Here is a 13,958-nt window from a genome sequence, read left to right as displayed (position 1 = left end):
CAAGGCAGATCAGTCGATCAGATCGACCTCGGTCTGACGCAAGCGCGGCAGTTCCAAAGACCAAGCTTCGGCCGCAGCCGGCGTGGTCCACTGCCAGGCCTGGATCTGCGCCGCCGAACGACGCCCGAAGATTGCCCGGAACAACTCATACGTGTCCGTATGAACCTCTGCCACCGGCTCCCCGGCCCCCAGCTGATACGTACCGTCCGGCGTCACGGTCGACAGCGTGCCAGGCGAGTCGTCCGCCGGTCGCGGATCAGGGAAGACCCAATCGAGCGTCGCCAGCCAGATCTCCCGCGGCGGCCGCCCGATCCCGGTCAGGCCGTGGACGTCGGCCTCGTGCGTACCGGCGTCGACGTACGGGTTGCAGATCATCGGATGGGTGGTGTCGCCGCTCAGGATCAGCTTCTCCAGCGCCGGCCCGGTCGTCGTCGCCCATTCCTCCAGGACAGCGGCGAGCGGCATCGAGCGGCGGCCGTCCACCTGGACGGCGGTCCACGGAGGCCGAGGCGCGCCTTCGAGGTTGCCGGAGACGAAGTCGGCGGCGGCGCCGGACAGGTGCGAGATGAGGTTGTGCACGGTCCATTCCGGGCACGCAGGGACGAGTTCGGTCAGCTCCGAGGGGCCGAACCCCAGCATCGCCTCGGTCAGCCGCGCCCGCGTACCGGCGTACAGGGCGACACTTGTGGTCGCGTCCATGAGTCCTCCTCAAGGGGATCTTTCCATGATGACGAACGGTCGGCGACGAAATCGACGGCCGCTAGGGTGGCGCAGTGGAAGAGACCGCCCTAGAGACACCCGCCAAGGCGATCAACGACAAAGTCGCCATTGCCCTGTCGTTCGGCAGTTCGGCCGCCGTGATGGTGCTCGAGCTCGTCTCGCTGCGCCTGGTGGCGCCGTACCTCGGCCTGACTCTGGAGACCAACACCGCTGTCATCGGCGTCGCCCTGGCGGCCATCGCGACCGGTGCCGCGATGGGCGGCCGGCTCGCCGACAGCACGCCTCCTACTCGGACGCTGGGGCCGATCATCCTTTTCGCCGGAGCGCTGGTGCTGCTGATCCTGCCGGTGGTGCGATGGACCGGCGAGGCGCTGCGCGGTAGCGGTAATGAGGCGGTCTTCCTCGCCTTGGCAGTCGCCTTGTTCCTGCCGGCTTCACTGCTCGCGGGGGTGACCCCGATGGTGACCAAGCTCAGACTGTCGAAGCTGAGCCAGACAGGGACGGTCGTCGGCCGCCTGTCCGCCTACGCGACGGTCGGTGCGATCGCGGGCACGGTACTGACCGGGTTCGTGTTCGTGGCCAAGGTCCCGACGAGCACGATCGTGCTGTGCCTCGGCGGCCTGCTGGTCCTCGCTGGAGCCGCCCTCACAATCTTCTTCCGCGGTCTGAAGGCTGCTACCCGCCCACTGGCTCTGGCGCTGGTCGGTACTGGTCTGACCCTGGTCGCCCCACGGCCCTGCGAGGTCGAGACGGCCTATCACTGCGCCCGGATCGAGAAGGACCCGGCGCGAGCGAGCGGCCGCCTCCTCTACCTGGATCAGCTCCGTCACTCCTACATCGACCTCGCGGATCCCACCTACCTGCAGTTCCAGTACACGAAAGACTTCGCGACGGCGATCGAGAGCCGGTGGCCCGACAAAGGGCTGCTGCAGGCGCTGCACGTGGGTGGCGGCGGGCTCACCATGCCGCACTACCTCGCCGCGACCAGGCCCGGGACCAACAACAAGGTCTACGAGATCGACCCCGGCGTGATCGAGCTCGACAAGGCCGAGTTGGGCGCCAAGCCCGGCCCGGAGCTCGACATCCAGATCCGCGACGGGCGGCTCGGCGTACGGTCCGAGCCCGACGACAGCCGGGACCTGGTCGTGATGGATGCGTTCGGCGGGGTCGCCGTGCCCTGGCACCTGACCACCCGCGAGTTCGTCGCCGACCAGCGCCGGATGCTCAAGCCGGACGGGCTCCTGCTGATCAACATCATCGACTTCGGCCCGCAGGCATTCCTCAAGGCCGAAATTCGTACCGTTGCCGCGGAATTCCCGTACGTCGGACTGATCGCCAAGCCGGCCGAACTCTCCGGCCAGGAGGGCGGCAACTTCGTCCTGCTCGCCGCCGACCAGCCGTTGCCCGGTACTGCGATCCGGCAACGGCTAGGCACGGCTGGCGGCTACATCGACGACCCCAACGCGTTGCGGCAGTTCATCGGCGACGCACCGTTGCTCACCGATGACTATGCGCCGGTAGACCAGCTCCTCACGCCCTTCCCGACCTGAGACAGTTAAAACCGTCCCGCGAGACGCGCCACGGGTGGAGTTGTGATCCGCGCCGAAGGCTTGTTGCATGTGCACATGCACCCACGCGCAGGCCAGCCCGCTCAGCCCGAGGATCTCGTCGACGTCGACGCGCTGCTCGCGGCGTACGAGGGGATCACGCCGGATGTCGAGAACCCCGCCCAGAAGGTCGTCTTCGGTACGTCGGGCCACCGCGGCTCGTCCCTCGACGGCGCCTTCAACGAGGCGCACATCCTGGCCATCACCCAGGCCATCTGTGAGTACCGGGCAGGGGAGGGGACCAGTGGCCCACTCCTGGTCGGGCGGGACAGCCATGGCCTCTCGGAGCCCGCTTGGCGGACAGTGCTCGAAGTACTGGCCGGCAATGGCGTGCAGACCCTGGTGGACAGCGCGGACCGGCTGACGCCGACTCCTGGCGTGTCCCACGCGATCCTGCGGCTCAACCGCGGCGCGGGAGCAGGTGCCGACGGCATCGTCATCACGCCGAGCCACAACCCGCCGCGCGATGGCGGGATCAAGTACAACCCGCCGCACGGTGGGCCGGCCGACTCCGACGCGACCGGCTGGATCGCCGCCCGCGCTAACGAGTTGATCGCCGGTGGCAACCGCGAAGTACGTCGGGTTCAATTCGATGCGGCGCGGGCGCAGGCGGGGGAGTACGACTTCCTCGGTCACTATGTCGACGATTTGCCCTCCGTGCTCAACCTCGATGCGATCCGGAGTGCCGGTGTCCGGATCGGCGCCGACCCGCTCGGCGGCGCGAGTGTGGACTACTGGGCCGCGATCGCCGAGCGGCACCGCCTCGACCTGACCGTGGTCAACCCGCGGATCGACCCGGCCTGGTCGTTCATGACGCTCGACCACGACGGCAAGATCCGGATGGACTGCTCGTCCCCGTACGCGATGGCCTCGCTGGTCGCGCAGAAGGACAAGTACGACCTCGCGACGGGCAACGACGCCGACTCCGACCGGCACGGCATCGTCACGCCCGACGCCGGCCTGATGAACCCGAACCACTACCTGGCCGCCGCGATCTCGTACCTGTTCGCGAACCGGCAGTGGGGACCCGAGGTCGCGGTCGGCAAGACGCTGGTCTCGTCGTCGCTGATCGACCGCGTGGTCGGCGACATGGGTCGTCGGCTGTGGGAGGTGCCGGTCGGGTTCAAGTGGTTCGTGCCCGGTCTGATCGACGGCTCGGTCGGCTTCGGCGGCGAGGAGTCCGCGGGCGCGAGCTTCCTGCGCTTCGACGGTACGGTCTGGACGACCGACAAGGACGGCATCCTGCTCGCCCTGCTGGCCAGCGAGATCACCGCCGTGACCGGGGAGACGCCGTCGCAGGCGCACGCGAAGCTGGTGGAGAGGTTCGGCGCCTCGGCGTACAGCCGGGTGGACGCGCCGGCCAGCCGGGAGCAGAAGGCCAAGCTGGCCGCGCTCTCGGCCGATGCGGTGACCGCGACCGAGCTGGCGGGCGAGCCGATCCTCGACCGGATGACGAGCGCCCCCGGCAACGGTGCAGCGATCGGAGGGCTCAAAGTCACCACGGAGTCCGCGTGGTTCGCCGCGCGGCCGTCGGGGACCGAGGACCTCTACAAGATCTACGGCGAGTCCTTCAAGGGTGCCGACCACCTCGAAGAGGTCTTCGCCCAGGCCCGCGAGGTGGTCTCCCAAGCGCTGGCCTAATTGTCGGTGGCTGTCGCTACGGTCGGCCGCATGATTATCTCCGTCACCGACCTGGAAGAGCCTGCGGCAGCCGCGATCATCTCGGCCGGCCTCGACGAGTTCAATGTCGAGGCGACCGGGATCCAGGATCGGCGACCGCTGACCGTGCTCGTCCGCGAGCCGGGAACGGATCGGGTGATCGGTGGCCTCACCGGACGGACCTCGCTCGGGCTGCTGTTCGTCGATCTCTTCTACCTGCCCGCGGAGCTGCGCGGGCAGGGCGTCGGTGGTGAGGTGCTGAGACAAGCGGAAGAGGAGGCCCGACGCCGTGGGTGCCGGTCAGCCATGCTCTACACGATCAGCTTCCAGGCGCCTGGGTTCTATCTCAAGCACGGCTGGCGCGTGGTGGGCGAGGTGCCCTGCGACCCGCCCGGCACCAGCCGGGTGTTCATGACGAAGGATCCGCTCTGACGTGCAGCCCTACCTGACGAAGGCGTCGACCAGCCTGTCCAGGTCGGCGCCTGGGTCGTTGGTCAGGCCGCTGTGGATGGGGCTGGGGTGGACGACCGTACTGCGAGGTGCGGCCAGCCAGCGGAAACGTTCGCCGATTCGGGTGGCGGCGGCGGGGCCGCCCGCTGGGTCGCCGGCGCAGATCGCGCGGAGGTGCTCCAGGGAGGCGCAGACGACGTCTACGTCGACCGCTGGGTCCAGGGCGCGCAGGCGGAGTGGGTCGACGTCCCAGGAGGCGCCGAGGAAGTCCAGCGAGCGGCAGTAGAGCACTGCGCCGACGTTGACGAACTCACCGCGGTGGATGCGGGGGGCCGCGCGCAGGATGACGTAGTCGAAGGGCACGAGGTTCAGTGCAGGGTCGAAGGGTGCTAGGTTCACCGCGCACCACCCGGCAGCCAGGCGGACCGGTCGGCGAGTCTGGCGGTCAGATGACCCAGATACCGCTCGCGGTCGTCGGGACCGATCCACTCGTCGGGCACCAGCGCGATCACCTCGGTCAGCAGCTCAGGAGTGATCGCAGCCGCGACCTCGGCGTCAACGGCCGGTACCGAAGGCGCCACGTCGCGGAACACGTGGTCCTGCGCGTCGTACGCGAGCCCGGTGAACTTCTCCGCAGACATCCAGGAGTGGTGGAAGTACAACGCTGCTCCGTGATCGATCAGCCAGAGTTGCTTGTGCCAGACGAGCAGGTTCGGGTTGCGCCAGGAGCGGTCCACGTTGGCGACGTAGGCGTCGAGCCAGAGGATCTTCGCCTGGGTGGCCTCGTCGGGTTTGCCGCTGGAGCCGTCGTACCCGAAGGAGCCGGGCAGGAAGTCGACGGCGAGGTTCAGGCCGGCGCTGCGCACGATCAGGTCCTGGATCTCCTGATCCGGCTCGGACTTGCCGATCACCGGGTCGAGCTCCATCAGCTTGAGCTCCGGCACCCGCAGGCCGAGCCGGCGGAACAGCTCGCCGACGATGACCTCGGCAACCAGCGCCTTAGGGCCCTGGCCGGCGCCCTGGAACTTGAGCACGTAGGTGCCGAGATCGTTGCCTTCGACAACACCTGGGAGCGAGCCACCTTCACGTAACGGCAACACATACCTGGTGGCAGTCACGATCGGCAGGCTCACCCGCCCGAGCCTAGTGCATGGCCGGCAGCCCTGGTTTCCACCGGGAAGCTGCCGGGTACCTCGAAGGCATAGCGATAGAGGAGAGACCTTGAGCCACCCGTCCATGGGCGTCGAGGAGGAGTTGCTACTGGTCTCCGCCAGTGGTCACCCGATGCCACGCAGCAAGGCCGTCGCCGCGGGGGCGGAAGGCGTAGACGTCGAGCTGGAGCTCACCCAGGCCCAGGTCGAGATCAACTCACCAGTGTGTCAAACGGCTGATGAACTGCGGGTCCAGCTGACCTGGGACCGCTCGAAGCTCGCCGAGGCAGCCGCTGATGAGCGTGCGCAGCTACTGGCGATCGCCACGCCTCCGGTCGGCTTGGCCGCCCAGCTGATCACCAGGAAGCCGCGGTACCAGGAGATGGAGGCCCGGTACGGGTTGCTCGCTCGTGAGCAGGCGGTGTGTGGGTGTCACGTGCACATCGACGTACCGGACAAGGAAGCGGCCATCCGCGTCAGCAACCATCTGCGGCCTTGGCTGCCCGCTCTGCTGGCGCTGACGGCCAACAGTGCGGTCTATCTGGGGCACGACACGGGGTTCTCCAGTTGGCGGTCGATCATGTGGTCGCGCTGGCCTTGCTCGGGTCCGCCGCCGTACTTCGAGTCCGCCGAGCACTACGACGCACTGGTCGCCATGCAGGTCGCGACGGGCAGCATCATGGATGAGCGGATGGTCTATTGGGACGTACGGCCGTCCAGCCACCTTCCGACAGTCGAGGTACGCGTGAGCGACGTACCGCTGACCGTCGACGAGACGGTGCTGCTGGCAACTCTCATCCGCGCCCTGGTGATGACAGCACTCGAGGACGGTGGTCTAGGGCCGAAGCTGGAGCCGGAGGTACTACGAGCCGCCTACTGGCTCGCAGCACGCGACGGCATCACCAACAACGGACTGGACGTCTTGAAGGCCCGCCCGCTACCCATGTCAGAGCTACTCGGCCTCCTGCAGCGCCATGTCTCCAAGGCGCTCAACCAGCTGGGTGAGGCCGACATGGTCGCCGAGACCATCCAGCGAGTACTCCGGGAGGGCAACGGCGCCGTCAAGCAACGCCAGGCCGTCAGGGACGGCTTCGACGTCGTCACCCTCACCGCAGTGACCGACTAGCGGAGGAAGTCCTCCAACCCGTGCAGGTCATCGGTGTTGAGGTTGTCGACGCCAGCGGCAACCAGCTCCGACCAGACGGCTTCACGGGCAGCGCCCGGCACATCCGGCGTCTCCCAGAAGCGGACCCGGTAGCCGGCCTCATGCGCGGTAGTGACGATCTCCTGCAGCTTGGCGCGTTCAGCCGCCGGGAACGGCCCGACACCGCGCCAGGTGAAGTTGTTCGACCAGTTGTCGCTTACCAACGGCATCAGCGATGCGGGCAGCTTGGAGTTCAGGTCGCTGAGTCGCCCGTCGTACCCGGCGTACCGGACCTTCTGTGCCTTCAGCACGTCGAGCGGACGGTTGCCACTGATCACTGATGTGACGGCGCCGCGGTAGGTGCGCCCGCCGGCGAAGACTGTGCTGATCCGCTTGTACTTCCGCAGTGCCGCATCGACAGCCGCGTACGTCGAAGGCCCGTCGCTCTTGATGTCGATCAGCAACTGGAAGTCGCGCCCGTGCCGGTAGACCTCGCCATGGTTCTCCCGAACCCGGTCAGCAAGCGGCCGAAGGTACAAACTCTCGAGATTGCGACCCGCCACCGCGTCCTGCAGATCGTGCGCCACCCGGAGCTCACCATTGACCAGCCAGACATCCGCCTCGACACTGTTGAAGCCACGGTCGAGCGCATCGAACAGCGGCCGCCGGTGGTCGTAGTCGTTGTGCGCATGAGCCGACGGCAGCGCGCGGACCGCCGGAGCGTCGTACGCGACCGGCAGCCGGAACCCGTTCGACCGGACGACCGAACGAACCCGGTCCGGGTAGTCGGAGATGATCCCGTCGACACCCTTGTCGATCAGCGACTGCATGGTGGCCGGGTCATCGACAGTCCACGGCACAACCTTGATGCCAGCACGATGCGCCGACCGGACCATATCCGCGGTGACATACGGCCGGTACGCCGGATCCGTCACGCGCCCGTCCTGCGGGAACCCGTGCACCGGCGAGATCGCGTCCGCACCGAACGACGCTGCCGCCTTCACCAGATCCCCACCGAAGTCGTCGATGTCGAGACCGCCCAGCCAGGGCGACTTGCCGGGCTGACCGGTCTGCAGGAAGTCGTAGTTGGTCAGCGCGACGATCGGCAACGACGGCGCGACCTGACGCATCCGCATCAGCGAACCCCAGTCGAAGCTCTGAATCGTCACCTGCCGCCCGATCCGCGCCTTGCGGATCTCGGCAGCGACCACCTGGACGAACTGCTCGCGCGGTGCCGTCTGGGTCGGCGAACCCGCCTCGACCTTGGTCTCGACGTTGAGCTTGACCTTGTTGGCGTGGAAGCGCTTGACCAGCGCGAAGACATCGCGCAGCTCAGGCATCCGCGCACCCGGGTCGGGCGTCTGGCCGGGGAAACCCGCCTGCGGCAGCGAGCCACAGTCGAGCTGCTTGACCTGTTTGAGGGTCAGCGTGTTGATGAACTTGCCGACGTACGGGTACTCGGGATCGCCCGGCGTGTAGGGCGCGGTGTCCTTGCACTTCGCGCCGGTGACCTGGCGGTCGTGGGTGACGACCGCGTAGCCGTCCTCGGTGATCTGGACGTCGAGCTCGAGCGTGCTGACGCCGAGCTCGAGGCCGCGTGAGAAGGACGCGATCGTGCTCTCCACGGTCAGCCCGAGACCGCCGCGGTGAGCCTGGATGTCGAAGTCGCGACGGTGACCGGCTGTGGGACCGGCATTGGCCGGCAGAGCGGCCACAGAGGAGCCGAGCAGTCCGGCGGCGAGAGTAAAGAGCAGCGCGCGGCGCATGACGGGTTCCTTAGCGTAGGAGGGGCGGATGGCGCCGATGCTTCCCGCTGCAGGGATACCCCGGCCCTCGCGAAGGTAGCCGACAAGAGGCCGACGGGTGACCCTAGTGCGCCGTGTCAGAGGTTCCGTTGCGCTACCGGCGCCCAGGCACGCACCTCGCGGCAGCGCAGAAAAGGCCACGATGGAAAAACATCGAGGCCTTCCCTGCGCCACCACGAGGCACGCACCTGACCACCGCTATCGCTAACGGAACCTCCGACACGGCGCACTCGCCGTCGGCCTCTCACCGGTTGCTACTCGTACTGCAGTGCCTCCAGCGGGTTGAGCCGGGCTGCCCGGCGGGCCGGCCAGATGGCGGCGAAGATGCCCACGACCACCGAGACCACGGCGAAGATGAGCAGCTGGCCGGTCGGAACCGCGAAGGCGACCTCGTCCAGCCGGGCAGCCAGCAATGAGGCCAGGCCGAGGCCGAGGATGATCCCGATGACCGCTCCGATCAGCGCCGTGATCACGCTCTCGTGCCGGATCATCCGCTTCACCTGGCGACGAGTCAGGCCGATCGCCCGCAGCATGCCGAGCTCCCGGGTCCGCTCGAAGACGGTCAGTACGAGCGTGTTGACGATGCCGAACAGGCTGACCAGGACCGACAGGGCGAGCAGCACGTAGAGCACGTTGAGCAGGCTCTTGATGCCGCTCGACTGGGCGTCCTTGAACTGCTCCCGCGTCTGCGCCTTCGCGTTCGGGAAACCAGAGAGCGCCTTCTCGAGTGCCGCGGTGTTCGCCGCCGTCACGCCGCCGTCCACCTTCAGGAACGTGTAGATGTTCAGCGGTTGCGGGTTGGTCGCATCGAAGGATGTCGTCGAGATCGTCACGTCGCCGAACGGCGAGCCACCCGCCGGTGGGGTGAAGATGCCCCGCACGGTCAGCGGCAGGGTCTTGCCCCCAACGGTCGTCATGGAGAGCGTCGAGCCGACCTGCAGATTGTGCTCGTCCGCGTAGTCCTCGTTGATGATCGCGCCGTCGGCGCCCAACGTCCCGAGCGTCTCCTGGGAACCGCTCTTCCAGTCGAAGCGCAGTACCGACGGCGCCTGCGCGTCGACCGCGGTGACCGTGATCGTGTCGCCGAACACCTGGCCCTGTCCGCCCCGCACACTCGACGCCGCCTGTACTCCGGGCACCTTGGCGACCGCGGCGGCCACCGTCGGCGGCAGCGGGCTGAAGTTGTTCTGCGCCGCGACCGCGTAGTCACCGCTGAAGATCCGGTCGACGGCATCCTCGAACGGTTTGATGATGCCCGCGCCGAGCGTCGCCACCAGCGTGACGAGGGCCAGCCCGATCATCAACGCGGCAGCCGTGGACGCGGTCCGATGCGGATCGCGCCGGCTGTTCTGCCCGCCGATGCCGGCCGCCGGCCCGTCGATCAGTACGCCGGGGAACTCGGCCGGCCACTCGGGCTGCCACGAACTCAGCCGCCGCCGGACCGCCATCGCCGTCACCACCACGAGCAGCACCGGATTCAGTACTGCGCCCAGCACGAACCCGCCGACCCGCTTCGACATAGACCCGGGACCCCAGTACCCCCGCCGCAGAAGCCAATAGGGCAAGGAGAACAGCGGCCACGCGAGGATCGTCAGCACGAGCACCGACCCACGAGCCACCGGATCGGACGCGGCCGCCAACGGGCGTACCAATCGCGCCGCGAACAGAGCGATCCCGATGAAGATCAGCAGTACTCCGACAGCCAGCAACGTCAGCAGAGCACCCGTCGCCAGCCCGTCGACGAACAACCCGACGACGATCAGCGCGACCCCGGCCAGCGTCAGCACCACAGCGCCCAGTCCGCGGTACCGCTGGAAGCGACCCGGCGGCAACGAAGCACCTTCGCGAACGGCCGCGATCGGTGGAACCCTCGTCGCTCGCATGGCCGGCCGAAGGCTGGCCAGCAAGGTCACCAGGATGCCGACCGCCAGCGCGACGATGACTGTCCTGCCACGGAAAACCAGCCCGTTGTTGGGCAGCGTCAAACCGGCCGCGTCGAAGATCTTGAACAACCCGGTCGCGATCCCCAGGCCGAGGAACAGCCCGGCCGCCGCGGCCAGCACACCGGTCAGGAGTGCCTCGAGCACCACGGTGTTGAGGATCTGACGCCGCGAGGCGCCGAGCGTGCGCAGGGTCGCGAACTCACGCGTGCGCTGGGCGATCGTGATGGACAGCGAGTTCGCGATCACGAACGAGCCGACGAACAAGGCGATCCCGCCGAACACCAGCAGGAAGGTCCGGAAGAAGTCCAGGAAGCCGCTCGTCCCGGCCGCGTCCTTGGCGGCTTGGTCCTCGGCGGAACGCACCTGCGTGCCTTCGGGCAGTACCTTCTGCACCGCGTCGATGAGCTGTTGCGGTGACGTACCGCTCTTGGCCTTCAACAGGATCTGGTCCAGCTTGCCCGGCTTGTCGAACAGTTTCTGCGCGGTCGGTAGCTCGAAGCCGGCCAGCGTCGCGCCGCCGATCGAGGACACCGCGCCGAACTCGACCAGCCCGGAGATCCGCATCGGCTGGACCTCGCCGCGCGCCTGCACACCGATCGAGTCGCCGGTCGCGAAGCCCTTCTTGGAGGCGGTCTGGGTGTCGATCACCACCTCGCCGGGACCTGGCCAGGCACCGTTCACGAGCGCCAGCGAGTTGAACTCCTGGTGTTCAGGATCGACGCTGAAGCCGAGGTTGGGCGCGCCGCCGAACACGACCGCCTTGCCGTCCTTGCCGATCAGCTGCGCCTCGCCCGAGACCGCGGCGCCGGCCAGACCGACCTCAGGAAGTACCGAGACCTTGGTCAGCAGCGACTCGTCGAACGGCGGTGCCGGCGCGGTCCCGTCCGGTACGTCGAACGCAGTCTTGCCGGTGATCGCGGCGTCGGTGTTCTTGTAGTTGTTGGAGAAGATCGAGTCGAAGGCGCTCGAGATCGAGTCGGTCAGGACGAATGTGCCGGAGACCAGCGCGACGCCGAGGACGACGCCGATCGCGGTCAGCGCGGTGCGGAGCTTCCGGCTGAGCAGTCCGCGCAGCGCGAAGCCGATCACTGCAGGTCCAGCGAGTCGATGATCTGCAGGATCTCGTGCTGGTCGGTCCGGCCGGTCTCCTTCACGATCTCGCCGTCGGCCAGGTAGAGCACCCGGTCGGCCATCGCGGCCGCCTTGGCGTCATGGGTCACCATCACCGTGGTCTGCCCGTACTCGTCCACGGAACCACGCATCAGCTGGAGGATCTCGTTGCTGGTCCGCGAGTCGAGGTTGCCGGTCGGCTCGTCGGCGAAGATCACGGTCGGGCGGGACACGAGTGCCCGGGCGATCGCGACCCGCTGCTGCTGGCCGCCGGACAGTTCGGCCGGACGGTGGGTGAGACGGTCGGTCAGACCGACCCGGGCCACCAGCTCGTCGAAGTACTCCGGATCTGGCTTCTCGCCGGCGATCGTCAACGGCAGCACGATGTTGTCGCGTGCGGTCAGCATCGGCAGCAGGTTGAAGAACTGGAAGATGAACCCGATGTGCTTGCGGCGGAGCTTGGTCAGATCGTCGTCGCCGAGGGTGGTGATCTCGGTGCCGCCGATCTGGACCGACCCCGAGGTCGGCTTGTCCAGCCCCGCCAGGATGTGCATCAACGTCGACTTGCCCGAGCCGGACGGTCCCATCACCGCCGTCAACTGCCCGGCCGTGATCTCCACCCCGACCCCGCGCAACGCGTTGACCGCGGTGTCGCCCTCGCCGTACGTGCGAACCAGGTCCGTCGCACGTACGACAGTATTTCCTTCCATGCCGATCGCCCTCCCAAGCAGATCAGCGGTTCTCCCCGGGAACCGTCGACAGTGCTCCGAGTCTGCTCCTCGGAGGGAGGGCGGCGACAGGGGGTTTCCCCCGGCCGGACCCCGAGATCCGGCCGAGGGGTGCTGGGTTCTAGCGCTTCTTCTGCAGGGTCGCCTTGAAGCCGGCGCCCCAGCCCGAGGGAGTGCCGTTGTAGTCCTTCAGCAGGGACGGCTCGTCGGCGCAGTCACCGACCACCCAGCCCCAGGCCAGGTACGACATCTTGCGTGCGTCCGCCCACTTGGTCAGCTGGTCGCTGAACTTGTGCGTGCAGTCGGTGTCGCCCATCTCGCCGATCACGACCGGTACCTTGGCGGCGACCTTGTCGATCTCGGGCCAGCGCTTCGGGTCGTCGTAGGGCGATCCGAGCGGCTGCCCGTAGATGTGCACCGACGCGGCCAGCTGGTTGGCGGGATCGACCGGCTTGAACTCCAGCCAGCGGCGCAGCGATCCGGCGTACTCGGGTCCTGGCACCAGAATGACGTTCTTGGCTCCGGTGGCCCGGACGATCAGAACGAGCTCCTGCATGCCCGCCGTGACGAAGTTGACGCCGGGACAGGTGCCGCCGTCGCGGACGCACTTCCAGGCAGCCGTGGTGTCGCGGTTGTTGTCCGGGTAGGGCTCGTTGAACAGGTCGAACATGACCGCGGGGTTGTTCTTGAACGTGACGGCCACCGACCGCCAGTACATCGCCGAGTAGAGGCGCGTCGGCATCACCCGCTGGTCGGTCGCCATCTTCGCGCTGGTCTGCGTCCAGTGCGCGTCGACGATCACCCGCATGCCGGCGGTGGTCAGCTTGTCGACCCAGGCCGCGACGGCGTTCCGGTACGTCGAGCCGCGCATGCCGGCCTTGAGCTGGGTACTGCCCAGCCAGCAGGTCTCGTTCAGGGGCACTCGTACTGCGTTGACGCCCCACGACTTCATGGCCGTGATGGTCGCGTCGGTGGCAGGAGCGTCGAAGAGCCCCCAGCCTTCGGCGCAGGCGTACTGGGCGCCGGAGTGGTTGACGCCGCGCAACTGCAGCTTGGCGCCGGTCTGGTCGACGAGTTGGTTGCCGGCCACCTTGACGGTGAGCTGGGCCTTCGCGTCGGCGGGCGGCAAGGTCACGCCCGATGGTCGGAGTACAACGGTGAGTAATGCGATCAGGGCAACGAACGCCAAGGCGGCCAGGGCTTTCCGCACTGGGAAACTCTCCTTGTTCTGGTCCCCAGATTGAACTGCTTCGGACACGGCCCCACCTCCGCGAAGACATGCCTACCAGTGGCCGTTACCAGGCTGCAACCTAGCGGCTCCGGCTTGAAACCAGCGCTTGGATGGAACTTGCGTAGTCCGCTGGTCCGGCAGGCGTGGACCGGCCGGAAAAGTTAACGCTCGAGATCACGGAAAGATAACGACGCAAAAAATCCGGTCAGCGCAGAATGCTGACCGGATCGATGGAATTTGTGGGTGCCGGACCGGGAAGCGCCTCACGGCGCGAGGCCGCTCGAAGCGGCTAATTTTGGGACCCGGGGCTACCGCGGCCCGACACCTTCATCAGTATAACCGGGCCGCAAATCCCTTGTCCTGTTGAGTTCTCAGGCATTTGTTGCCTTATAACAGGTTGCCGCTACCGA

The 13,958-nt window shown here is 67.5% G+C and carries 11 protein-coding genes; 4 read left to right on the top strand and 7 right to left on the bottom strand.

The genetic code is table 11. The features are described 5' to 3' along the window. Nucleotides 1-9: 9 nt before the first annotated feature. On the bottom strand, nucleotides 10-699 hold the full coding sequence (locus OHA70_RS36550) for a maleylpyruvate isomerase N-terminal domain-containing protein (protein ID WP_328325848.1): 690 nt from the start codon (nucleotides 697-699) through the stop codon (nucleotides 10-12). 74 nt (nucleotides 700-773) lie between these two features. Here OHA70_RS36550 and OHA70_RS36545 point away from each other — a divergent pair, with 74 nt between their 5' ends. The 3 genes from OHA70_RS36545 (at nucleotide 774) to OHA70_RS36535 (ending at nucleotide 4,418) form a co-directional block, all read left to right on the top strand. Further along, a complete protein-coding gene (locus OHA70_RS36545; protein WP_328325846.1) occupies nucleotides 774-2,270 on the top strand; it encodes a fused MFS/spermidine synthase in 1,497 nt (498 codons plus the stop codon). A 75-nt stretch (nucleotides 2,271-2,345) separates the two neighbouring features. Continuing rightward, nucleotides 2,346-3,968: a phosphoglucomutase (alpha-D-glucose-1,6-bisphosphate-dependent) gene (gene pgm, locus OHA70_RS36540; protein WP_328335284.1), complete on the top strand. Its 1,623-nt coding sequence runs from the start codon at nucleotides 2,346-2,348 to the stop codon at nucleotides 3,966-3,968. A gap of 30 nt (nucleotides 3,969-3,998) precedes the next feature. After that, nucleotides 3,999-4,418, top strand: a complete 420-nt coding sequence (locus tag OHA70_RS36535; protein ID WP_328325844.1) for a GNAT family N-acetyltransferase — start codon at nucleotides 3,999-4,001, stop codon at nucleotides 4,416-4,418. 9 nt (nucleotides 4,419-4,427) lie between these two features. Here OHA70_RS36535 and OHA70_RS36530 read toward each other — a convergent pair whose 3' ends face one another. Both OHA70_RS36530 and OHA70_RS36525 read right to left on the bottom strand, forming a co-directional pair. After that, nucleotides 4,428-4,835: a DUF3037 domain-containing protein gene (locus OHA70_RS36530; RefSeq protein ID WP_328325842.1), complete on the bottom strand. Its 408-nt coding sequence runs from the start codon at nucleotides 4,833-4,835 to the stop codon at nucleotides 4,428-4,430. Next, on the bottom strand, nucleotides 4,832-5,569 hold the full coding sequence (locus OHA70_RS36525) for a HipA family kinase (RefSeq protein ID WP_328325841.1): 738 nt from the start codon (nucleotides 5,567-5,569) through the stop codon (nucleotides 4,832-4,834). Before OHA70_RS36525 ends, OHA70_RS36530 begins: the two co-directional genes overlap by 4 nt. A gap of 88 nt (nucleotides 5,570-5,657) precedes the next feature. Between OHA70_RS36525 and OHA70_RS36520 the strand changes: the two genes are divergently transcribed. Continuing rightward, entirely contained in the window at nucleotides 5,658-6,713 is a 1,056-nt protein-coding gene (locus OHA70_RS36520; protein WP_328325839.1) for a carboxylate-amine ligase, read from the top strand. Here the strand turns inward: OHA70_RS36520 and OHA70_RS36515 are convergent. The 4 genes from OHA70_RS36515 to OHA70_RS36500 form a co-directional block, all read right to left on the bottom strand. Next, nucleotides 6,710-8,497, bottom strand: a complete 1,788-nt coding sequence (locus tag OHA70_RS36515) for a glycerophosphodiester phosphodiesterase family protein (protein WP_328325837.1) — start codon at nucleotides 8,495-8,497, stop codon at nucleotides 6,710-6,712. The two genes, OHA70_RS36520 and OHA70_RS36515, sit on opposite strands and share 4 nt — an antisense overlap. 293 nt (nucleotides 8,498-8,790) lie before the next feature. Further along, nucleotides 8,791-11,568, bottom strand: a complete 2,778-nt coding sequence (locus tag OHA70_RS36510; protein ID WP_328325835.1) for an ABC transporter permease — start codon at nucleotides 11,566-11,568, stop codon at nucleotides 8,791-8,793. Continuing rightward, nucleotides 11,565-12,299, bottom strand: coding sequence for an ABC transporter ATP-binding protein (locus OHA70_RS36505; RefSeq protein WP_328325833.1), 735 nt, complete (start codon nucleotides 12,297-12,299; stop codon nucleotides 11,565-11,567). The genes OHA70_RS36510 and OHA70_RS36505 overlap by 4 nt, the downstream gene beginning before the upstream one ends. A gap of 139 nt (nucleotides 12,300-12,438) precedes the next feature. Beyond that, nucleotides 12,439-13,527, bottom strand: coding sequence for a glycoside hydrolase family 5 protein (locus OHA70_RS36500; RefSeq protein WP_328325831.1), 1,089 nt, complete (start codon nucleotides 13,525-13,527; stop codon nucleotides 12,439-12,441). Nucleotides 13,528-13,958 lie beyond the last annotated feature (431 nt).

It is taken from the genome of Kribbella sp. NBC_00382 (assembly GCF_036067295.1).
Taxonomy (GTDB): Bacteria; Actinomycetota; Actinomycetes; order Propionibacteriales; family Kribbellaceae; genus Kribbella.
The sequence above is the reverse complement of the archived record's forward strand: the minus strand, read 5'-3'. Positions and strand labels throughout refer to the sequence as shown.